This window comes from Pseudomonas sp. NBRC 100443 (assembly GCF_030268185.1).
Classification (GTDB): Bacteria; Pseudomonadota; Gammaproteobacteria; order Pseudomonadales; family Pseudomonadaceae; genus Pseudomonas; species Pseudomonas citronellolis.
The window spans coordinates 30,316-50,686 of sequence record NZ_BSQE01000003.1 but is presented as its reverse complement, the minus strand read 5'-3'; the positions used below and the strand labels follow the sequence as shown (position 1 = coordinate 50,686).

General features: G+C 68.5%; 17 protein-coding genes and 2 pseudogenes. 11 read left to right on the top strand and 8 right to left on the bottom strand.

Features of this window, described 5'->3' with window-relative positions; genetic code table 11:
* Positions 1-224 precede the first annotated feature (224 nt).
* Positions 225-518, bottom strand: coding sequence for a DUF1330 domain-containing protein (locus tag QSJ95_RS04440; RefSeq protein WP_009615027.1), 294 nt, complete (start codon positions 516-518; stop codon positions 225-227).
* A gap of 77 nt (positions 519-595) precedes the next feature.
* Here QSJ95_RS04440 and ribBA point away from each other — a divergent pair, with 77 nt between their 5' ends.
* From ribBA to QSJ95_RS04415, 5 genes are all read left to right on the top strand, one after another.
* Entirely contained in the window at positions 596-1,726 is a 1,131-nt protein-coding gene (gene ribBA, locus QSJ95_RS04435; RefSeq protein ID WP_285640379.1) for a bifunctional 3,4-dihydroxy-2-butanone-4-phosphate synthase/GTP cyclohydrolase II, read from the top strand.
* 349 nt (positions 1,727-2,075) lie between these two features.
* Entirely contained in the window at positions 2,076-3,101 is a 1,026-nt protein-coding gene (locus tag QSJ95_RS04430) for a polyamine ABC transporter substrate-binding protein (RefSeq protein ID WP_285640377.1), read from the top strand.
* Positions 3,086-4,033, top strand: a complete 948-nt coding sequence (locus tag QSJ95_RS04425; RefSeq protein ID WP_152989071.1) for an ABC transporter permease — start codon at positions 3,086-3,088, stop codon at positions 4,031-4,033. The genes QSJ95_RS04430 and QSJ95_RS04425 overlap by 16 nt, the downstream gene beginning before the upstream one ends.
* A 6-nt stretch (positions 4,034-4,039) precedes the next feature.
* The gene (locus QSJ95_RS04420; RefSeq protein ID WP_116424684.1) at positions 4,040-4,849 is read left to right on the top strand and encodes an ABC transporter permease; all 810 of its coding nucleotides are present in this window, start codon (positions 4,040-4,042) and stop codon (positions 4,847-4,849) included.
* A gap of 17 nt (positions 4,850-4,866) precedes the next feature.
* Positions 4,867-6,006: an ABC transporter ATP-binding protein gene (locus QSJ95_RS04415; protein ID WP_285640373.1), complete on the top strand. Its 1,140-nt coding sequence runs from the start codon at positions 4,867-4,869 to the stop codon at positions 6,004-6,006.
* Between the two features lie 779 nt (positions 6,007-6,785).
* Here the strand turns inward: QSJ95_RS04415 and QSJ95_RS04410 are convergent.
* Positions 6,786-8,192 carry a purine-cytosine permease family protein gene (locus tag QSJ95_RS04410; RefSeq protein WP_285640371.1) on the bottom strand — a complete coding sequence of 469 codons (1,407 nt, stop codon included), beginning with the start codon at positions 8,190-8,192 and terminating at the stop codon, positions 6,786-6,788.
* 563 nt (positions 8,193-8,755) lie between these two features.
* Here QSJ95_RS04410 and QSJ95_RS04405 point away from each other — a divergent pair.
* Positions 8,756-9,241 carry a flavin reductase family protein gene (locus tag QSJ95_RS04405; RefSeq protein ID WP_058072608.1) on the top strand — a complete coding sequence of 162 codons (486 nt, stop codon included), beginning with the start codon at positions 8,756-8,758 and terminating at the stop codon, positions 9,239-9,241.
* A 413-nt stretch (positions 9,242-9,654) separates the two neighbouring features.
* Here the strand turns inward: QSJ95_RS04405 and QSJ95_RS32940 are convergent, their stop codons facing one another.
* Both QSJ95_RS32940 and QSJ95_RS32935 read right to left on the bottom strand, forming a co-directional pair.
* Complete coding sequence (locus tag QSJ95_RS32940; RefSeq protein WP_370686638.1) at positions 9,655-10,383, bottom strand: methyl-accepting chemotaxis protein; 729 nt, start codon at positions 10,381-10,383, stop codon at positions 9,655-9,657.
* Between the two features lie 129 nt (positions 10,384-10,512).
* Positions 10,513-11,445: pseudogene (locus QSJ95_RS32935) on the bottom strand (cache domain-containing protein); the annotation flags it as partial.
* Between the two features lie 358 nt (positions 11,446-11,803).
* Between QSJ95_RS32935 and QSJ95_RS04395 the strand changes: the two are divergent.
* From QSJ95_RS04395 to QSJ95_RS04375, 5 genes and pseudogenes are all read left to right on the top strand, one after another.
* Positions 11,804-12,847, top strand: coding sequence for an LLM class flavin-dependent oxidoreductase (locus QSJ95_RS04395; RefSeq protein WP_285640368.1), 1,044 nt, complete (start codon positions 11,804-11,806; stop codon positions 12,845-12,847).
* Between the two features lie 151 nt (positions 12,848-12,998).
* A pseudogene (locus QSJ95_RS04390) lies at positions 12,999-13,181 on the top strand (helix-turn-helix domain-containing protein); the annotation flags it as partial.
* A gap of 280 nt (positions 13,182-13,461) precedes the next feature.
* The gene (msuE, locus tag QSJ95_RS04385; RefSeq protein ID WP_253391798.1) at positions 13,462-14,022 is read left to right on the top strand and encodes an FMN reductase; all 561 of its coding nucleotides are present in this window, start codon (positions 13,462-13,464) and stop codon (positions 14,020-14,022) included.
* A gap of 11 nt (positions 14,023-14,033) precedes the next feature.
* Entirely contained in the window at positions 14,034-15,221 is a 1,188-nt protein-coding gene (locus QSJ95_RS04380) for an acyl-CoA dehydrogenase family protein (protein WP_285640366.1), read from the top strand.
* A 9-nt stretch (positions 15,222-15,230) separates the two neighbouring features.
* Entirely contained in the window at positions 15,231-16,358 is a 1,128-nt protein-coding gene (locus tag QSJ95_RS04375) for a sigma-54 interaction domain-containing protein (RefSeq protein ID WP_043314495.1), read from the top strand.
* A 6-nt stretch (positions 16,359-16,364) separates the two neighbouring features.
* On the opposite strand, the gene QSJ95_RS04370 is transcribed toward QSJ95_RS04375, so the two are convergent.
* The 4 genes from QSJ95_RS04370 to QSJ95_RS04355 form a co-directional block, all read right to left on the bottom strand.
* Positions 16,365-17,408 (bottom strand): methionine ABC transporter ATP-binding protein, encoded by a 1,044-nt coding sequence (locus QSJ95_RS04370; RefSeq protein ID WP_285640364.1) that lies wholly within the window; start codon positions 17,406-17,408, stop codon positions 16,365-16,367.
* A 53-nt stretch (positions 17,409-17,461) separates the two neighbouring features.
* Complete coding sequence (locus tag QSJ95_RS04365; RefSeq protein WP_043269713.1) at positions 17,462-18,232, bottom strand: MetQ/NlpA family ABC transporter substrate-binding protein; 771 nt, start codon at positions 18,230-18,232, stop codon at positions 17,462-17,464.
* Between the two features lie 99 nt (positions 18,233-18,331).
* Positions 18,332-18,997: a methionine ABC transporter permease gene (locus tag QSJ95_RS04360; protein ID WP_009615009.1), complete on the bottom strand. Its 666-nt coding sequence runs from the start codon at positions 18,995-18,997 to the stop codon at positions 18,332-18,334.
* On the bottom strand, positions 18,994-20,367 hold the full coding sequence (locus tag QSJ95_RS04355; protein WP_285640363.1) for an LLM class flavin-dependent oxidoreductase: 1,374 nt from the start codon (positions 20,365-20,367) through the stop codon (positions 18,994-18,996). Before QSJ95_RS04355 ends, QSJ95_RS04360 begins: the two co-directional genes overlap by 4 nt.
* Positions 20,368-20,371: the final 4 nt, after the last annotated feature.

The following is a 20,371-nucleotide window of genomic DNA, read 5'->3' as shown; positions in this document are numbered from 1 at the left end:
ACCCTCTCCCTGAAGGGAGAGGGGACCGTTCGGAGTGTTCGGGTGTTTCGGCGTTAGCCGGCTAGCACAGAGACTACCGACTGAAACCACTCCTCCTCTCGGCACGGACAAGCCCCCTCTCCCTTCAGGGAGAGGGCTGGGGAGAGGGTTGCGGAGCCAATCCAGCACACCAGAGCCACCGGGAAACTCCGTTCGCGAGCAAACTCCTACGAAAACCCCCACCCTCAGGGCTCGACGCCCTCGACAATGATCACTTCCGCCCTAGCCGCCCCCTGCCGCTGCGCCCAGGCCTCCTGGTACTCCTTCGACCGATAGCACGCCACCGCCTGCTCATAGGAATCGAACTCGATCACCACGCTGCGCTGCGGCGTCGGGCGGCCTTCCAGGGCTTCGGAGCGGCCGCCGCGGGCGAGGATGCGGCCGCCGTACAGGGCGAAGGCCGCTGGCGCGCGGCGGGTGTATTGGCTGTACTGCTCGGGGTCTGTGACGTCCACGTGGGCGATCCAGTAGGCCTTCATGGCAACCTCTTGGCGATGGATATTTTGTGTATGATGGTATACCAGAATTTTCTGACTGCCACACCCCGGAGCCGGTCATGCCGTTCAATACCACCGAAGAAATCATCGAGGACTTCCGCCAGGGCCGCATGGTGCTGCTGGTGGACGACGAGGACCGCGAGAACGAGGGCGACCTGCTGCTGGCCGCCGAGTTCTGCTCGCCCGAGGCCATCAACTTCATGGCCCGCGAGGCGCGCGGGCTGATCTGCCTGACCCTCACCGAGGAACACTGCCAGCGCCTGGGGCTGGAACAGATGGTGCCGAACAACGGCAGTCCCTACTCCACCGCCTTCACCGTCTCCATCGAGGCGGCCACCGGGGTGACCACCGGCATCTCCGCCGCCGACCGCGCGCGCACCGTGCAGGCCGCCGTGGCGCCAGGCGCCAGCGCCGAGGACATCGTCCAGCCCGGGCACATCTTCCCGCTGCGCGCCCGCGAGGGCGGCGTGCTCACCCGCGCCGGGCACACCGAGGCCGGCTGCGACCTGGCGCGCCTGGCCGGGCTGACGCCGGCGGCGGTGATAGTCGAGGTGATGAACGACGACGGCAGCATGGCCCGCCGCCCCGAGCTGGAGGCCTTCGCCGCGCAGCACGGGATCAAGATCGGCACCATCGCCGACCTCATCCACTACCGCCTGAGCACCGAGCACACCGTGCGCCGCATCGGCGAGCGCGAGCTGCCCACAGTGCACGGCAGCTTCCGCCTGGTGACCTTCGAGGACCGCATCGAGGGCGGCGTGCACATGGCCATGGTGATGGGCGACATAGACCCCGCCGAGCCAACCCTGGTGCGCGTGCATGTCATCGACCCGCTGCGCGACCTGGTCGGCGCCGAATACGCCGGGCCGCCCAACTGGACGCTCTGGGCGGCGCTGCAACGGGTGGCCGAGGAAGGCCGCGGCGTGGTGGTGGTGCTGGCCAACCACGAGTCGTCCCAGGCGCTGCTGGAGCGCGTGCCGCAGCTCACCCAGCCGAGCCGGCCGTTCACCCGCTCGCAGTCGCGCATCTATTCGGAGATCGGCACCGGCGCGCAGATCCTCCAGGACCTGGGCGTGGGCAAGCTGCGCCACCTCGGCCCGCCGCTGAAATACGCCGGCCTCACCGGCTATGGCCTGGAAGTGGTGGAAAGCCTGCCCTTCGACGACTGGAAGCCGGCAACCGGGGCCTGACCACCGGTCGGCCGATGCTGGCCGCCGGCCAGCTTGCCGGCGCCCGGACATGTGGATAAAGGCTAGAAAAATCAGTCGATTGCCGCCACCGGGCGGCAGCGGAAAAGCCGCCAGGGACGGCGCCAAGCGGCAATCCACGGGGCCTGGAACGGGGCGAAGGCTTGCAGAAAGTTTGGAATACCATAATATGACATTCCGTAGGCCGACGATTGTTCCGCCGCCCCGAACACGGGCAGCCCGGACGACGCCCCGGACAAGGCCGACCCTGACAGGCCCGGATGGCCACTGCTCCTGATGGGCAGGCATACACCGCCTGCCCGCGCACAAACACAACAACGAGGGCATGTACATGGTGTTCAAGAAACGTGCAGTCGCGGCGACTCTCGCCGCCATCCTGGGCCTGGCCGGCACCGCCGCCAGCGCCGCCGACGCGATCAGCTTCGTCAGCTGGGGCGGCACCACCCAGGACGCCCAGAAACAGGCCTGGGCCGAGCCCTTCAGCCAGGCCAGCGGCATCCGCGTGGTACAGGACGGCCCCACCGACTACGGCAAGCTCAAGGCCATGGTCGAAAGCGGCAACGTGCAGTGGGACGTGGTGGACGTGGAGGCGGACTTCGCCCTGCGCGCCGCCGCCGAAGGCCTGCTGGAGCCGCTGGACTTCAACGTGGTCAAGCGCGAGCGCATCGACCCGCGCTTCGTCTCCGACCACGGCGTCGGCTCCTTCTACTTCTCCTTCGTGCTCGGCTACAACCAGGGCAAGGTCGGCGGCAACGCCCCGCAGGACTGGAGCGCGCTGTTCGACACCAAGACCTACCCGGGCAAGCGCGCCCTGTACAAGTGGCCGAGCCCCGGCGTGCTGGAACTGGCCCTGCTGGCCGACGGCGTGCCCGCCAACAAGCTCTACCCGCTGGACCTGGACCGCGCCTTCAAGAAGCTCGACAGCATCAAGAAGGACATCGTCTGGTGGGGCGGCGGCGCCCAGTCCCAGCAACTGCTGGCCTCCGGCGAGGCGACCCTGGGGCAGTTCTGGAACGGCCGCATCTACGCCCTGCAGCAGGACGGCGCGCCGGTGGGCGTGAGCTGGAAGCAGAACCTGGTCATGGCCGACTTCCTCGTGGTGCCCAAGGGCTCGAAGAACAAGGACGCGGCCATGAAGTTCCTCGCCGAGGCCTCCAGCGCCAAGGGCCAGGCCGACTTCGCCAACCTCACCGCCTACGCCCCGGTGAACCTCGACAGCGTCGGCCAGCTCAAGGGCGACCTCGCCCCCAACCTGCCGACCGCCTACGCTAAGGATCAGATCACCCTCGACTACGCGTACTGGGCCAAGAACGGCCCGGCCATCGCGGCACGGTGGAACGAATGGCTGGTCAAGTGAAAATGACGGCCGTTCCCCACGGCCGCTCCACGCCCGTCGACGGCGCCGCGCGCGCCGCCGACGCGGTGCAAGCGAGGTCGCCGATGAAGCCGCAAGGCGTGTCGCCCTGGCGCGGTTCGGCCAAGCTGCTGCCGGCCCTGCTGTTCCTCGGCCTGTTCTTCCTCGCCCCGCTGGTGGGGCTGCTGCTGCGCGGCGTGCTCGAACCCACCCCGGGCCTGGACAACTACGCCCAGCTGTTCGCCAACTCGGCCTACACCCGGGTGCTGTTCAACACCTTCGCGGTCGGCGCGCTGGTCACCCTGATCAGCCTGCTGCTGGGCTTCCCCCTGGCCTGGGCGATCACCCTGGTGCCGCGCGGCTGGGGCCGCTGGCTGCTGAACATCGTGCTGCTGTCGATGTGGACCAGCCTGCTCGCCCGCACCTACTCCTGGCTGGTGCTGCTGCAGGCCTCGGGGGTGATCAACAAGGTGCTGATGGCCCTGGGCATCATCGACCAGCCGCTGGAGCTGGTGCACAACCTCACCGGCGTGGTGATCGGCATGAGCTACATCATGATCCCGTTCATCGTGCTGCCGCTGCAGGCGACCATGGCGGCCATCGACCCGATGGTGCTGCAGGCCGGCTCGATCTGCGGCGCCAGCCCCTGGAGCAACTTCTTCAAGGTGTTCCTGCCGCTGTGCCGGCCGGGGCTGTTCTCCGGCGGGCTGATGGTGTTCGTCATGTCCCTGGGCTACTACGTGACCCCGGCGCTGCTGGGCGGCGCGCAGAACATGATGCTGCCGGAATTCATCGTCCAGCAGGTGCAGTCCTTCCTCAACTGGGGCCTGGCCAGCGCCGCCGCGGCGTTGCTGATCCTGATCACCCTGGTGCTGTTCTACGTCTACCTGAAAGTGCAGCCGGAATCCCCGGTCGGCGCCAGTAACGCGAGGTAAGCCGCCATGCTGCTCTCCCCCAACGCCATGGGCCCGCGCCTGCGCGGCGGGCTGTACCTAACCACCGGCCTGATCGCCGCCTTCCTGCTGCTGCCGATCGTGTTCATCGTGCTGCTGTCGTTCGGCTCCTCGCAGTGGCTGGTGTTCCCGCCGCCGGGCTGGACGCTGAAGTGGTACGTCCAGTTCTTCGCCAACCCCGAGTGGATGGACGCGGCCCTGGCCAGCCTCAAGGTCGCGGTGCTGACCACCATTTGCGCGGTGGCCCTGGGCCTGCCCACCGCCTTCGCCCTGGTGCGCGGCAGGTTCCCCGGCCGCGAGCTGCTCTACGGCCTGTTCACCCTGCCGATGATCGTGCCGCTGGTGATCATCGCCGTGGCGGTGTACGCGCTGTTCCTCAAGCTGGGCTACACCGGCACGCTGTTCGCCTTCGTGGTCAGCCACGTGATAGTCGCCCTGCCCTTCACCATCATCTCGATCATCAACTCGCTGAAGCTGTTCGACCAGTCCACCGAGGACGCCGCGGTGATCTGCGGCGCCTCGCGCCTGCAGGCGGTGTTCAAGGTGACCTTCCCGGCCATCCGCCCGGGCATGGTCGCCGGCGGCCTGTTCGCCTTCCTGGTGTCCTGGGACGAGGTGGTGCTCAGCGTGATGATGGCCAGCCCGACCCTGCAGACCCTGCCGGTGAAGATGTGGACCACCCTGCGCCAGGACCTGACCCCGGTGATCGCCGTCGCCTCGACGCTGCTGATCGGCCTGTCGGTCCTGGTGATGCTCGCCGCCGCGCTGCTGCGCCGGCGCAATGAAGTCAGCGCCTGAGCGCGAGGAGTCAGACAATGAGTGCCGTCATTCAAGAAACCGCGCAGGGCGGGACCCTGGTCAGCCTGCGCAACCTGAACAAGCACTACGGCGACTTCACCGCCGTGGACAACATCAACCTCGACATCCGCGATGGGGAATTCCTCACCTTCCTCGGCTCCAGCGGCTCGGGCAAGAGCACCACGCTGTCGATGCTGGCCGGCTTCGAGACGCCCAGCAGCGGCGAGATTCTGGTGGAAGGCCAGTCGCTGGTGAACGTGCCGCCGCACAAGCGCGACATCGGCATGGTGTTCCAGCGCTATTCGCTGTTCCCGCACCTGTCGGTGCGCGACAACATCGGCTTCCCGCTGGACATCCGCAAGCAGAAGGGCGACGCCCGCGAGCGCCGCGTCGACGCCATGCTCAAGCTGGTGCAGCTGGAGAAATTCGCCCAGCGCCGCCCGGCGCAGCTCTCCGGCGGCCAGCAGCAGCGCGTGGCCATCGCCCGCGCGCTGGTCTACGAGCCGCGCATCCTGCTGATGGACGAGCCCCTGGGCGCGCTGGACAAGAAGCTGCGCGAAGACCTGCAGGACGAACTGCGCCACCTGCACCGCCGCCTCGGCATCACCATCGTCTACGTCACCCACGATCAGGAAGAGGCCATGCGCCTGTCCCAGCGCATCGCCATCTTCAGCCACGGCAAGATCGTCGGCCTGGGCAGCGGCTACGACCTCTACCAGAACCCGCCGAACACCTTCGTCGCCTCCTTCCTCGGCAACTCCAACTTCCTCCGCGTGCAGGCCCAGGGCAACGCCGCGGCGCGCTTCGAGAGCGCCAGCCTGGCCATCCGCCCCACCGGCGGCCTGCGCGAAGGCCAGGACCTGGTGTTGATGATCCGCCCGGAAAAGGCCCTGGCCCTGAGCGCCGAACAGGCCGCCGCGCAGCCCCTACAGGCCGGCTGGAACGAAGTGGGCGCGACCGTGCAGGAAGTGGTGTTCCTCGGCGAGAGCCAGACCTGCAGCGTGACCACCGTGGGCGGCACCCAGCTGACCCTCAAGGCCCTCTCCGGCGGCCAGCCGCTGCACCCGGGCAGCCCGGTGCGCGTGCGCTGGGCCGCGGCCGACGCCTGCGTCTACAGCCAGTGGAACGAAAGCGACCTGGTAAAGGGCGCGCACTGACCCTTTGAAGTCCCTTGCGCCCCCGGCCGTTGTGGCGGCCGGGGGCTTTTTTTGCCTGCTGCATTCCCCTGTAGGAGCGCGCCCTGCGCGCGAAATCGCGGGCAGGGCCCGCTTACCTACCTCCCAGCAAATATGACCCCCGTAGGATGGGTTGAGCGAAGCGATACCCATCGCCGTGGCAGCATGGGTTTCGCCAAGGCTCAACCCATCCTACGAAAAGCGCCTCGGTGCAGTCGGCAAGACAGTTGCTCCTACAGATTGCCGGGAGGCACGGCACGCCCCGTAGAAGCGGACCTTGTCCGCGATAGCCGGAACCACCGGCGCGCCTCGCGGATGAGATCCGCTCCTACGCTGCCCCACCCCCGCCATTCCCATGTAGGAGCGCGCCCTGCGCGCGAATCGCGGGCAGGGCCCGCTCCTACAAATTGCCGGGAGGCACGGCATTCCTCCCCCCCGTAGGAGCGGACCTTGTCCGCGATAACCGGAACCACCGGCGCGTTTCGCGGATAAGATCCGCTCCTACGCTGCCCCACCCCCGCCATTCCCCTGTAGGAGCGCGCCCTGCGCGCGAATCGCGGGCAGGGCCCGCTTGGCGAACCGCATGGCACGGCGTTTGTTCGCGAGCAAGCTCGCTCCTACGAAGGGCGCCTCGGCGCAGCTACAGGTCGATGCCAAGTCTCCCGTCCATGCCTGCCCGCCAATCCCACGCCCTTTCCCACAGACGAAAAAAAGCCCCGCCAGAGCTGCTCTCGGGGCGGGGCGGAGAGTGGTACGAGGAATCAGTCGGCCAGGCCCAGACGACCCTGCTGCAGGCTTTCGCGGGCCCGGCCGCGGGTGGCCAGGCAGTAGTACAGCGGGCAGGTCACCAGCAGGCCGGCCAGCCAGGACAGGTCGGCGCCTTCCAGGTAGTTGGCGTAGGGCCCGACGTAGAGCGCGGTGTTGGCGAACGGCAACTGCACCAGGATGCCGATGGCGTAGGCGATGATCGCGTGCGGGTTGAAGCGCCCGTAGATGCCGCCGTCGGCGCGGAAGATCGAGGCGATGTCGTAGCGCCCGCGCTTGACCAGGTAGAAGTCGATCAGGTTGATGCAGGCCCAGGGCACCAGGACCAGCAGCAGGGTGAGGATCAGCCCGATGAACTGCGAGATGAAGTTCGCCGAGGCGCTCAGCGCCACCAGGCAGCTGCCGGCCAGCACCAGCGAGGACAGCGCCACGCGCAGGCGCACGCTGGGCGTCCAGGCGGCGGCGAAGGTCTGGATCGAGGTGACGATGGAAAGCACCGCGCCGTACAGGTTCAGCGCGTTGTGGCTGATGATGTTGAGCAGGAACAGCACCATCAGCGCCGGGCCGAACACGCCGGTGGCCTGTTTCACCGCGGCCATGGCATCGGTGCCTTCGGGCGTGGCCAGCACCGCCACCGCGCCGAAGCTGAACGACAGGCTGGTGCCCAGCACAGCGCCGAAGAAGGTGGCGAAGAACGGCCTGGCGATGCCGACGCTGGCCGGCAGGTAGCGCGAGTAGTCCGAGGTGTAGGGCGAGAAGCTAACCTGCCAGATGATGCCCAGGCACAGGGTGGCGACGAAGCCGGAGAGGTTGAAGCCGCCACGGCTGAAGAAGTCCGCCGGCAGCTGCTGGCAGAAGATCCAAACGAAGCCCACCAGCAGCGCGCCGCCCATCACCCAGGTGCCGATGCGGTTGAGAGTGTGGATGAAGCGGTAGCCGATCACGCCGATGGCGGTGGCGCCCAGGGCGCCGAGCAGGATGCCCGCCGGCAGCGGCACGGCCGGGGCGATGCTGTGGATGGATTCGCCGGCCAGGACGATGTTGGAGATGAAGAAGCCCAGGTAGATCAGCGCGGTGAAGAACACGATCAGCAGCGCGCCGTAGCGGCCGAACTGGCCACGGCTCTGCACCATCTGCGGAATGCCCAGCTGCGGCCCCTGGGCCGAGGCCAGGGCGATGCCGACGCCGCCGAGCATGTGCCCGAGGAAGATCGCCACCAGCCCCCAGAGTAGGTCCAAGTGGTAGACCTGGACCACCATGGCGCCGGTCACCACCGGCAGCGGCGCGATATTGGTGCTGAACCACAGGGTGAACAGGTCGCGCGCACGGCCATGGCGCTCGGCCGGGGGCACGTAGTCGACGGTGTGGTTCTCGATGAGCGGGGTGGACTCGGTATGGGACATCTTCTGGCTCGCTGCGGATGGCCGGGCGCGGGCGCGGAGCGGCCGGCCACGAGGCCGACGGCGTTCCACTGCGGGCGCGGACAGTCGGGAATCGGGGTTGCGGGATCAGGCCGCGGGCGGCCTGGCGCCGGACCGGCGGTCCAGGGGCGGGTGCAACCTCGGGGAATCATCGAGCCAGGCCCGGTCGGGGGCGCGGCGGGGGAACATCATGCACAGCATCTTCTTGTCTTCTTTGTACGAAAGCTACGTATGTATTTGCCTTGGGCAGCAAGCCCCGGAAAGGGCCGGCAGGCATGTCCAGGCGAAGACCATATTATGGTATTCCAAGATTCCGGCAAGCCTTTTCCCCGTCAACGGCTCCGACCATGGTCTATCCTGGCATCCCTCCCGGCATCCAACCGAAGCCTTAGAGCCCAGTCCACATGCGGGTTCCAGCCGCCTGCACGACGTTCGTCGGCAACCGACTGGCGGTCATCCAGGGGCTTGAACTTTCAATAATACGGTATACCATCAGACGAAAATAATTCCTCAACCGCCAGCCCCCGTGGCAGCAGGTACCCGCAATGATCGACGCCAACCTCTACAAGCAAGTCATGGGCTCCTTCCCCTCCGGCGTGACCGTGATCACCACCCTGGACGAGGACGGCCAGCTGGTGGGCCTGACCGCCAGCGCCTTCAGCTCGCTGTCGATGGACCCGGCGCTGGTGCTGTTCTGCCCCAACTACACCTCCGACTCCTACCCGGTGCTGATCCGCCGCAAGCAGTTCGCCATCCACCTGCTCTCCGCCGAGCAGCAGCGCGAGGCCTACAGCTTCGCCAAGAAAGGCAAGGACAAGGCCCAGGGCATCGACTGGCAACTGAGCGAGCTGGGCAACCCGCTGCTGGAAGGCGCCACTGCGGTGATCGAGTGCGAGTTGTGGCGTGAGTACGAGGGTGGGGATCACGCGATCATGGTCGGCGCGGTGAAGAACCTGGTGGTGCCGGAACAGCGGGTGCAGCCGATGGTTTATTGCCGTGGGAAGATGGGGGCGTTGCCGGCTTTGGCGTGACGCCGATTGCCAGCGAGCTTGCTCGCGAACGGTGTTTCCCGGGGCGTAGGTGCTGGGTTCAAGAGCGCCCTCTCCCCAACCCTCTCCCGCAAGCGGGAGAGGGGGCTGTCCTGAGCGCCGGTTTCGCTCGGCCTTCTGAAGGGGCGTTCCGGTGCGCTTGGATGTTTCTCTGGACGAATCGCGGACAGAGTCCGCTCCTACGCCCATGCGAGCAACTGTCTTGCCGGCTGCGCCGAGGTGCTCTTCGTAGGATGGGTTGAGCTTGCGAAACCCATGCGGCCACGGTGATGGGTATCGCTTCGCTCAACCCATCCTACGGGGGTGTTGCCGGAGGGCGAGCGGACCTTGTCCGCGATTGGACTCACCGGCTACGCCGGACACCCCGGTGGCACGAACAGCCCCCACCACCTCGATCAGGTCCTGAACCGCGACACCAGCCGATTCAGCTCCTCCGACAGCCCATTCAACGTCTGCGCATCCCCCCGCGTGGCCTCCGCCAGCCCTGCCACTTCCTGGGCGTCGCGGTGGATCTGGGCGATGTGCCGGTTGATCTCCTCCGCTACCTGGTGCTGCTCTTCCGCCGCCGTGGCGATTTGCGCGTTCATGTCGCGGATCACGTCCACCGACTCGCGGATGGCGCCGAAGCAGGCGCGGGCCTCGCGGATGGAGCCGACGGTGCGCTGCGAGGCTTCCAGGCTGGATTGCATCTGCCGGCCGGTATCGTGGGTGCGGCGGGCCAGGTTACCCAGCAGCGCGTCGATCTCGCCGGTGGATTCGGCGGTGCGCCGCGCCAGCGCGCGGACCTCGTCGGCCACCACCGCGAAGCCGCGGCCCTGGTCGCCGGCGCGGGCCGCTTCGATGGCGGCGTTGAGCGCCAGCAGGTTGGTCTGCTCGGCGATGGAACGGATGGTGCCGAGGATCGACTGGATGTCGTTGCTGTCCTGCTCCAGTTGGCGCATGGCGCTGGCCGAGCCGGCGATTTCCTCGCTCAGGCGGCCGACGCTGTCCACCGCTTCGTCGATCTGCTGCTGGCCGTCGTGGGCCTGGCGCTGGCCGCTGTCGGCGGAAGTCGCCGCCTGGCTGCAGGAGCGCGCCACCTCGTTGGCGGTCATGACCATCTCGTTGAACGCCGTGGACACCATGTCCACCGCCTCGCGCTGGCGCGCCGCGGCCTCGGCCAGGGCCTGGGAGGTGCCGCTGGCGCTGCCGGCGCTCCGGTGGATGCCGGAGGCGGCCTGGCCGATGTGCTGCACCAGGCGGCGGATGGCCTCGAGGAACTGGTTGAACCAGCCGGCCAGCTGCGCCGTCTCGTCGCGGCCGCGCACCGCCAGGCGCCCGGTCAGGTCGCCGTCGCCCTGGGCGATGCCTTCCAGGCCGTCGGCCACCGCGCGCACCGGGCGCACCACCAAGCCGGCGAACACGGCGCCGACGCCGGCGAAGCCCAGCGCTATCACCGCGGCGATCAGGCCGACCAGCCAGGTCAGGCGCGTCGCCCCGGCCATCACCTCGCTCTCCTTGATCAGGCCGACGAAGCGCCAGCCCAGGCCCTCCGACGGCCAGACGTTGGCCAGGTAGCGCTCGCCGTCGATCTCCACCTCCACCAGGCCCTTGTCGGCGCTGGCCAGGCTGGCGTAGCCGGCGCCCAGCTCGCCGAGCTTCTTGAAGTTGTGCTCCGGCTGGTGCGGGTCGACCAGCACGGTGCCGTCGCCCTCCATCAGCATCAGGTAGCCGCTGTCGCCCAGGCGGATGCCCTTGACGATGTCGGTCAGGCGCTTGAGCGAGACGTCGATGTTGACCACCCCGCCCTGCTCGCCGAGGCGGTTGGCGAAGGTGCGCACGCTGCTGACCAGCACCACCTTGTCCGCAGCCCAGTAGTAGGCATGGGTGCGCAGGGTGCGGCCCGGCTGGGCCATGGCCGCCTGGTACCAGGGGCGGCTGCGCGGGTCGTAGCTGGCCAGCTTGTCGTCGCCCGGCCAGAAGGCGTAGCCGCCGTCGCGGGTGCCCAGGGACACGTAGGCGTAGTCCGGGTGGCTGTGGGCCAGGCCGGCGAACAGGTCGAACACCTGGCGGTCCAGCTCCCCGGCCGGGTGCTGCGCGGCGTCGGCGCCGATGTACTGCTTGAGGCTGCCGTCGATGGCCTGCAGCTGCGGGTGGGCGGCCAGGTACTCGACGTTCTGGGCGATGCCGTCGAAGAACAGCTGCATGGCGTTCTCCACCTGGCGGATTTCCCGGCTGCTGCTGTCGATGAAGCCTTCCCGCGCCTCGCCGCGCAGGTTGAAGATCACCAGCACGGCGACCAGCAGCACCGGCAGGCTGGCGATGGCGGCGAAGGCCAGGATCAGTTTCTGTTTGAGGTTCATCCTTAACTCCTTGGGGTGGCGCCGGGCAGAAACGCCTTGCAGATATTCCGTATTATGGTATACCAATAAACCACGGACACCCAGCACGTTTGTGGCCAATCGCCATGACCGCGCCCATTCCCCGAAGCAGCGGTGCGCGCAGGCGCATCCCATCCGCCGGCCCGCCCAGCGCCGGATACAAAAAAGGTTCGAGGTAAGCGATATGAAATTTTCCCTGTTCGTGCACATGGAGCGCTACGACGAGCAAACCAGCCACCGCCAGCTGTTCGAGGAACTCACCGAACTGACGCTGATGGCCGAGGCCGGCGGCTTCAGCACCGTGTGGATCGGCGAGCACCACGCCATGGAATACACCATCTCGCCCAGCCCCATGCCGCTGCTGGCCTACCTGGCCGCCCGCACCGAAACCATCCGCCTGGGCGCCGGCACCATCATCGCGCCCTTCTGGCACCCCATCCGCGTGGCCGGCGAATGCGCCCTGCTCGACGTGATCAGCAACGGCCGCATGGAAGTGGGCCTGGCCCGCGGCGCCTACCAGTACGAGTTCGACCGCATGGCCAACGGCATGCCGGCCACCGAGGGCGGCAAGTACCTGCGCGAGATGGTCCCGGTGGTGCGCGCGCTGTGGCAGGGCGACGTCGCCCACGACGGCGAGATCTGGAAGTTCCCCACCGCCACCTCCTCGCCGCGGCCGATCCAGAAGCCCACCCCGCCGATGTGGATCGCCGCGCGCGACCCGGACTCGCACAACTTCGCCGTGGCCAACGGCTGCAACGTGATGGTCACCCCGCTGATGAAGGGCGACGAGGAAGTGGTCGACCTGAAGAACAAGTTCGAAGCGGCCCTGGCCAACAACCCCGGCGTGCCGCGCCCGCAACTGATGGTGCTGCGCCACACCCACGTGCACAGCGCCGACGACCCGGAAGGCTGGAAGGTCGGCGCGCAGGCCATCTCGCGCTTCTACCGCACCTTCGACGCCTGGTTCGGCAACAAGCAGGTCCCGGTCAACGGCCTGCTGCCGCCCAGCCCCGAGGAAAAGTTCAAGGAGCGCCCGGAGTTCGAGCTGGAGAACATCCGCAAGAACACCATGATCGGCACCCCCGAGGAAATCATCGCGCGCATCCGCCACTACCAGGAGCTGGGCGTCGACGAGTTCAGCTTCTGGGCCGACAACAGCCTGCCCTACGAGCAGAAGAAGAAGTCCCTGGAGCTGTTCATCAAGCACGTGGTGCCGGCGTTCCGCTGAGCACCCGCCCAGGCTTCGCAACGACAACGCCGGTCAGGAAGCTGACCGGCGTTGCGCATTCAGGCCCAGCTCACCAGGAACCGGCGCCCGCCACCTTCGCCCGCTCCGCGCGGCGGCCCTGGGCGCACACCGCCAGGGCGGCCAGCGCCGCCCCATGGCGGTGATCAACGCGCGCCTGGTGCTGGAAGCCAAGCGCGAGCTGGCCCACTCGCGCCAGAGCATCAAGGCCATCGCCCACGACCTGGGCTTCTCCGACGTCGGCTACTTCAGCCGCTTCTTCCACCGGAACACGCACTCGTCGCCCGGCGAGTTCCGCAGCCAGGGCGCCGCCTGACACGGCTTGCGGCCCATATATTCAATTAAAGAATAATAAAATCTGAATTTATTCTTTTTTACCTCAACCTCGATTCCTCTATAACTGCGCAGGAATCGACGGCCGCGCCACTGTTGCCCTGCCAACAGTTGCCCAGCAGCAACTAGCCGCCAGCCAACAGTTCGCCCAGCAACACTTGATGAATACCCATACCAATCAATGACTTGAGTCCTGGCACAGGTCTTGCGAAACCCGACCTGAACCCGCCCTGCCGGCAGGGCAACAGCACAGGAAACCGAACATGACTGCCCCCTTGAAAGTGGTCGCCGTATCCGGCGGCGCCTATCGCCCCTCGCGCACCCTGGTCCTGACCGAGGCCATCCTCGCCGAGATCGGCCGCCACCTGGACGCCGAGGTCCAGCTCATCGAGCTGGCCGACATCGCCCGCCCGGTGGGCGGCGCCCTGAGCCGCGCCGAGCTGCCGGAAGAGGTAGAGGCGCAGCTGCGCGCCATCGAGGGCGCCGACCTGCTGCTGGTGGCCTCGCCGGTGTACCGCGGCTCCTACCCCGGGCAGCTCAAGCACCTGTTCGACCTGATCGGCCAGGACGCCCTGATCGGCACCCCGGTGCTGCTCGCCGCCACCGGTGGCAGCCAGCGCCACGCGCTGGTCATCGACCATCAGCTGCGCCCGCTGTTCAGCTTCTTCCAGTCGCTGACCCTGCCGCTGGGCGTGTACGCCAGCGAGGCCGACTTCAAGGACTACCGCATCAGCTGCGAACTGCTCCAGGCGCGCATCCGCCTGGCCGTGGAGCGCGCCCTGCCGCTGTTCGGCGACCACCGCGCGCTGCGCCGCATCGCCTGAGGAGCCGCCCGATGAATTCGCCGGCACAAGCCTCCATCCTCAGCCCGCTGCAACTGGCCCGCCAGTTGGCGGCGGAATTCGCCGAAAGCGCCGTCGAGCGCGACCGGCTCGGCGGCACGCCCAAGGCCGAGCGCGACGCCCTGCGCCGCAGCGGCCTGCTCGGCCTGGTCATCCCCAAACAGTACGGCGGCCTGGGCGCCAGCTGGAGCGAGGCCCTGGAAGTGACCCGCGAGTTCGCCCGCGTCGACAGTTCCATCGCCCACGTGTTCGGCTTCCAGCACCTGATGCTGGCCACCGTGCGCCTGTTCGCCCGCCCCGAGCAGTGGCAGCCGTGGTTCGAGCAGACCGCGCGCAAGCACTGGTTCTGGGGCAACGCCCTGAACCCGCTGGACACCCGCACCGTGGTGAAGAAGTTCGACGGCTGGCGCGAGTTCTCCGGCAAGAAGAGCTTCTGCTCCGGCGCCAGCGATTCGGAAATGCTCATCGCCTCGGCGGTGGACGAAGGCAACGGCGGCAAGCTGCTGATCGCCGCCATCCCCAGCGGCCGCACCGGCATCACCCTGCACGGCGACTGGGACAACATGGGCCAGCGGCAGACCGACAGCGGCAGCGCCACCTTCGAACGGGTGCGCGTGGAGGAATCCGAGCTGCTGCTCGACCCGGGCCCGCTGAGCACGCCCTTCGCCTGCCTGCGCCCGCTGATCGCCCAGCTGCTGTTCGCCAACCTGTTCCTCGGCGTGGCCGAGGGCGCCTTCGAGGAGGCGCGGCAGTACAGCCTCAAGGAAAGCCGCCCGTGGTTCCGCTCCAGCGCCCGCAGCGTCGACGAGGACCCGTACGTGCTGCGCCACTACGGCGAGTTCTGGGTCGGCCTGGAGAGCGTGCGCCTGCTGGTCCAGCGCGCCGCCGCGCTGCTGGACGAAGCCTGGCGCAAGGAACACGCCCTGGGCGCCGAGGAGCGCGCGCAGCTGGCGGTGGCCATCGCCACCGCCAAGGTCGCCGCCAGCCGCGCCGGCCTGGACATCTGCAACCGCCTGTTCGAGGTCACCGGCGCCCGCGCCACCCACGCCTCGCTGCGCCTGGACCGCTTCTGGCGCAACCTGCGCACCCAGTCCCTGCACGACCCGCTGGACTACAAGCTCCACGAGCTGGGGGACTGGGCGCTCAACGGTACGCGGCCGACACCCACCTTCTATTCCTGAGGCAGAGACATGCAACTGCTGACGCTACCCCCCTCCCCCGCACTGGCCACCTCGATCCGGGCGACCGCACAGGTCTTCGAAGACCCGAAATCGCAGGCGCTGCTCGCCCATCTGCAACAGGTCGCCCCCAGCGAGGCCAGCGTCCTGATCATCGGCGAAACCGGCACGGGCAAGGAGCTGGTGGCGCGGCACATCCACAACCTCAGCGGGCGGCGCAACGGGCCCTTCGTCGCGGTGAACTGCGGGGCCTTCTCCGAATCGCTGGTGGAGGCCGAGCTGTTCGGCCACGAGAAGGGCGCCTTCACCGGCGCCCTCAGTGCCAAGGCCGGCTGGTTCGAAGAAGCCAACGGCGGCACCCTGTTCCTCGACGAGATCGGCGATTTGCCGATGGCCATCCAGGTCAAGCTGCTGCGCGTGCTGCAGGAACGCGAGGTGGTGCGCCTGGGCTCGCGCAAGAGCATCCCGATCAACGTGCGGGTGCTGGCGGCCACCAACGTGCAGCTGGAACGGGCGATCAACGCCGGGCACTTCCGCGAGGACCTGTACTACCGCCTCAACGTCGTCACCCTGCAACTGCACCCGCTGCGCGAGCGCCCCGGCGACATCCTGCCGCTGACCCGCCACTTCATCCGCAGCTACAGCGAGCGCCTAGGCTACGGCCAGGTGCAGCTCAGCGCCGAGGCCGAGCGCAAGCTGGTGGGCTACGGCTGGCCGGGCAACATCCGCGAGCTGGAGAACGTCATCCACCACAGCCTGCTGACCTGCCGCGACGGCCTGGTGCGCGAGGACGACCTGCGCCTGTCCAACCTGCGCCTGGAACGCCAGGAGGAAGCCCCGGCCGGCCATGCCGGCAGCCCCGCGGCCAGTGGCGGCGAGTCCGCCGAGGAACTGCTGCAGCGCGCCTTCCGCCGGCTGTTTGAGGAATCCGCCGGGGCGCTCTACGAACGCGTCGAGGAAAGCCTGCTGCGCGCCGCCTACCGCTTCTGCCACCACAACCAGGTGCACACCGCCAACCTGCTGGGCCTGTCGCGCAACGTCACGCGCACGCGGCTGATCGCCATCGGCGAGCTGGTGGTGAACAAGCGCCGCGGCCCGGAGCAGGCGCTGGACAACCGCGTGGTGCGGCTGTCCATCTGAGCCCCGTCAGGCACTGCCCACCAGGCTGACCCGATCGGCCAGCGCCTGCGCGCGCGCCACTACCGCCTCGCGCTCCGTCGCCGGCGCCGCCACGCGCAGCCGCAGGCTGCCCAGGGAGCGGCCCTGGATGCGCTCCAGGCTGGCCTGCACCAGGCGCACTTCGTAGCCCAGTTTGCGGCCGATGGCGGCCGGCTCCGGTTCGCGGGCGCTGGCGCCGCTGTAGTGCAGGTCCAGCAGCAGGCCCTCGCCCGCCGCTTCGCCGTCGGCGTCGTGGTGCAAGGTGCCGAGCAGGCTGCGCGTCACTTCGTGGCGCGGGTCGCCGAACACTTCCCAGACCTCACCCTGCTCCACCACCCGGCCGCGCTCCAGCACCACCACGCGGTCGCAGAGGTCGCGGATGACTTCCATCTCGTGGGTGATGAGGACGATGGTCAGGCCCAGGCGGCGGTTGATGTCGCGCAGCAGCGCGAGGATCGACTGGGTGCTTTCCGGGTCCAGCGCCGAGGTGGCCTCGTCGCACAGCAGCAGGTCCGGTTGCAGCACCAGCGCGCGGGCGATGCCGACGCGCTGTTTCTGCCCGCCGGAAAGCTGCGCCGGGTAGGCCTCGCGCTTGTCCGCAAGGCCCACCAGCTGCAGCAGCTCGGCCACCCGCCGCTCGCGCTCGGCGCGCGGCACGCCGGCCAGCACCAGGGGCAGCGCGACGTTGTCGCCGACGCTGCGCGAGGCCATCAGGTTGAAGTGCTGGAAGATCATCCCGGTGCGCCGGCGCAGCTGCGCCAGGCGCGCGTCGTCGAAGGCGCCGATGTCCTCGCCGTCGACCAGCACCTGGCCGGCGCTGGGCCGCTCCAGGCGGTTGAGCGAGCGCAGCAGCGAGGACTTGCCGGCGCCGCTGCGGCCGATGATGCCGAACACCTCGCCGCGGCGGATCTCCAGGTCGATGCCGTGCAGCGCCTGCACTTCCCGGCCGCCGGCCAGGTAGTGCTTGGCCAGGCCGCGCAGGCGGATGTGGGTGGCAGCCGCCAGGGGCTGCGAATGTTTGAAGCTGACCATGGGTGCGTTCCTGCCGGGCGCGGCGCCCGTCCTGGGCGCCGCGCCGGGTCACATCAGAAGCCGGGGGCGATCTCGCCCTTGTAGCGAGTCAGGATGAAGTTGCGCACTTCCGGCGAGTTGAGCGCCTTGGCCAGCTTCTGGATGCCCGGGTCCTGGATGTTGTCCGGACGCGCCACCAGGAACTCGACGTAGAGGTCCTTGCCCTTCTCGACGATCAGCGCGCTCTTGATGTCGATGCCGGCTTCCAGCGCGTAGTTGGCGAAGACGAAGGCCAGGTCGACCTGCTTCACCGAACGCGCCAGCATGGCGCCTTCCAGTTCGCGGATCTTCAGGTGTTTGGGGTTGTCGACGATGTCGCGCTCGGTGGACTGCGGATTGCTCGGGTCCTTGAGCTTGATCAGCCCGGCCTCGGCCAGCAGCACCAGCGCGCGGCCGGTGTTCACCGGGTCGTTGGGGATGGCCACGCTGGCGCCATCGGGCAGCTCGCTCAGGCTCTTGTACTTGGCCGAGTAGGCGCCGAAGGGCTCGATGTGCACGCCCACCACCGGCACCAGGTTGGTGTGGCGGGTCTTGTTGAAGTCGTCGAGGAACGGGCGGTACTGGTAGTAGTTGGCGTCGAGGTTCTTCTTCGCCAGCTGCAGGTTGGGCTGGATGAAGTCGTTGAAGACTTTCACTTCCAGGTCCACGCCCTCCTTGGCCAGGGCCGGTTTGACGAATTCGAGGATTTCCGCGTGGGGCACCGGGGTGGCGCCGACGACGAGGTGCTCGTTGGCGTGGGCGTTGATGGCTATTACGGCAGCCAGGGCGGCCAGGACTTTCTTCATGCTGTTTGCTCCGATCAGTGGTTTCTTGGAATGGCCGTCGTGGGTTGGACGTGGGGCCAGCGGCGGCGTTTTCCCGGCCGCCGCGAGCGGGTGTTGGATTCAGCGCCGGGTGTAGTGGCGCACCAGGCGGTCGCCGCTCATCTGCAGGGCCTGCACCAGCAGGATCAGCAGCAGCACGGTGACCACCATGACGTCGGTCTGGAAGCGCTGGTAGCCGAAGCGGATGGCCAGGTCGCCCAGGCCGCCGCCGCCGACCACGCCGGCCATGGCCGTGTAGTCGACCAGCACGATGGCGGTCACGGTGATGGCCGCGATCAGCCCGGTGCGCGCTTCCGGCAGCAGGGTGTGGAAGACGATCTGCCGGGTGCTCGCGCCCATCGCCTGCACCGCTTCCACCAGGCCGCGGTCGACCTCGCGCAGCGAGCTTTCCACCAGCCGCGCGAAGAACGGCGTGCAGCCCACCACCAGCGGCGGGATGGCGCCGCGCACGCCCAGCGAGGTGCCGGTGAGCAGCTCGGTGGCGGGGATCAGCACGATCAGCAGGATGATGAAGGGCATCGAGCGCAGCACGTTGGCCAGCACCGAGAGCACCCGGTACAGGCGCGGCGAGTCGAGCAGCTGGCGTTGGCCGGTGAGGTACAGCAGCACGCCCAGCGGCAGCCCCAGCAGCACGGTGCAGCCCAGGGCCGCGCCGAGCATGCTCAGGGTGTCCAGGCAGGCCTGGGCGATCTCGCTCCAGTCGACGTTGGCCAGCCACTCGTTCATCGCCGGGCCTCCTCGCGCAGGGCCGCGACCGGGTGCGGCGCGGCCAGGCGGTCGCCGGCGCCGAACAGCTTGTGGCGCAGGGTGCCTTCGGCGTAGTCGCGCTTGAACAGGCCGCGGGCCTGCAACTCCGGCACCAGCAGGTCGACCACCGCCTCGAAGGTTTCCGGCATGACCACGCCGGCCAGGTTGAAGCCGTCGACGCCGGTTTCTTCCACCCACTCCTGCAACTGGTCGGCCACGGTCTTGGGCGAGCCAACCAGCACCGGGCCGTCGCCGCCGATGGCGCAGTAGTCGGCGATCTCGGCGGTGGTCCAGGTACGCGTCGGGTCGGCGCGGGTGAAGGCTTCCACCGCCGACTGGATGGCGTCGCTGGGCACCTCGCGCAGCACCTGGCCGGGGGCGTATTCGGCGAAGTCGATGCCGGTCCAGCCGGACATCAGCGTCAGGGCGCCGCTGGCGCTGGCGTACTCGCGGTACTCGGCCAGGCGCGCCAGGGCCTCGGCGTCGGTCGGCGCGACTATCACCGTGAGCTGTTCCAGCACCAGCACGTCGGCAGGATTGCGCCCGGCGGCGCGCACCGCTTCGCGCAGGTCGGCCACCTGCTTCTTCAGCACCGCCTTGCTCGGCGCGGCGACGAACACGCACTCGGCGTTGGCCGCGGCGAAGGCCCGGCCACGGCTGGAGGCGCCGGCCTGGTAGAGCACCGGGGTGCGCTGCGGCGAGGGTTCGCAGAGGTGGAAGCCGGGCACCTGGAAGTATTCGCCTTCGTGGCGGATGCCGTGGACCTTGGACGGCTCGGCATAGACGCCGCTGTCGCGGTCGGCGACCACGGCGTCGTCTTCCCAGCTGGTTTCCCACAGCTTGTAGCAGACCTGCAGGTACTCGTCGGCCAGGGCGTAGCGCTGGTCGTGGGACAGCTGGCGCTGCTGGCCGAGGTTGCGCGCGCCGCTGGCCAGGTACGAGGTGACGATGTTCCAGCCGGCGCGGCCGCCGGTCAGGTGGTCGAGGGTGGACATGCGCCGGGCGAAGGGGAACGGGTGCTCGAAGGACACCGAGGCGGTCACGCCGAAGCCCAGGTGGCGGGTGGCCGCGGCCATCGCCGGGACCAGCTGCAGCGGGTCGTTCACCGGCACCTGCGCGCCGCTGCGCAGCGCGGCGTCGGCATTGCCGCCGTAGACGTCATAGACGCCCAGCACGTCGGCGATGAACAGGCCGTCGAGCTTGCCGCGTTCCAGGGTCTTGGCCAGCTCGACCCAGTAGTGGATGTCGGTGTAGCGCCGCGCCTGGTCGCGCGGGTGGCGCCAGAGGCCGGGCGAGAGGTGCCCGACGGTGTTCATGGCGAAGGCGTTGAGGCGAATCTGCTTGCTCATGGCG

What these genes read in the sequence shown, in the direction of transcription:
- QSJ95_RS04355 (WP_285640363.1), bottom strand. Translation starts at nt 20,367, where the DNA reads ATGAGCAAGCAGATTCGCCTCAACGCCTTCGCCATGAACACCGTCGGG.
- QSJ95_RS04430 (WP_285640377.1), top strand. Translation starts at nt 2,076, where the DNA reads ATGGTGTTCAAGAAACGTGCAGTCGCGGCGACTCTCGCCGCCATCCTG.
- ribBA (WP_285640379.1), top strand. Translation starts at nt 596, where the DNA reads ATGCCGTTCAATACCACCGAAGAAATCATCGAGGACTTCCGCCAGGGC.
- msuE (WP_253391798.1), top strand. Translation starts at nt 13,462, where the DNA reads ATGACTGCCCCCTTGAAAGTGGTCGCCGTATCCGGCGGCGCCTATCGC.
- QSJ95_RS04360 (WP_009615009.1), bottom strand. Translation starts at nt 18,997, where the DNA reads ATGAACGAGTGGCTGGCCAACGTCGACTGGAGCGAGATCGCCCAGGCC.
- QSJ95_RS04380 (WP_285640366.1), top strand. Translation starts at nt 14,034, where the DNA reads ATGAATTCGCCGGCACAAGCCTCCATCCTCAGCCCGCTGCAACTGGCC.
- QSJ95_RS04365 (WP_043269713.1), bottom strand. Translation starts at nt 18,232, where the DNA reads ATGAAGAAAGTCCTGGCCGCCCTGGCTGCCGTAATAGCCATCAACGCC.
- QSJ95_RS04415 (WP_285640373.1), top strand. Translation starts at nt 4,867, where the DNA reads ATGAGTGCCGTCATTCAAGAAACCGCGCAGGGCGGGACCCTGGTCAGC.
- QSJ95_RS04410 (WP_285640371.1), bottom strand. Translation starts at nt 8,192, where the DNA reads ATGTCCCATACCGAGTCCACCCCGCTCATCGAGAACCACACCGTCGAC.
- QSJ95_RS04420 (WP_116424684.1), top strand. Translation starts at nt 4,040, where the DNA reads ATGCTGCTCTCCCCCAACGCCATGGGCCCGCGCCTGCGCGGCGGGCTG.
- QSJ95_RS04405 (WP_058072608.1), top strand. Translation starts at nt 8,756, where the DNA reads ATGATCGACGCCAACCTCTACAAGCAAGTCATGGGCTCCTTCCCCTCC.
- QSJ95_RS32940 (WP_370686638.1), bottom strand. Translation starts at nt 10,383, where the DNA reads ATGGTGTCCACGGCGTTCAACGAGATGGTCATGACCGCCAACGAGGTG.
- QSJ95_RS04375 (WP_043314495.1), top strand. Translation starts at nt 15,231, where the DNA reads ATGCAACTGCTGACGCTACCCCCCTCCCCCGCACTGGCCACCTCGATC.
- QSJ95_RS04425 (WP_152989071.1), top strand. Translation starts at nt 3,086, where the DNA reads ATGGCTGGTCAAGTGAAAATGACGGCCGTTCCCCACGGCCGCTCCACG.
- QSJ95_RS04395 (WP_285640368.1), top strand. Translation starts at nt 11,804, where the DNA reads ATGAAATTTTCCCTGTTCGTGCACATGGAGCGCTACGACGAGCAAACC.
- QSJ95_RS04370 (WP_285640364.1), bottom strand. Translation starts at nt 17,408, where the DNA reads ATGGTCAGCTTCAAACATTCGCAGCCCCTGGCGGCTGCCACCCACATC.
- QSJ95_RS04440 (WP_009615027.1), bottom strand. Translation starts at nt 518, where the DNA reads ATGAAGGCCTACTGGATCGCCCACGTGGACGTCACAGACCCCGAGCAG.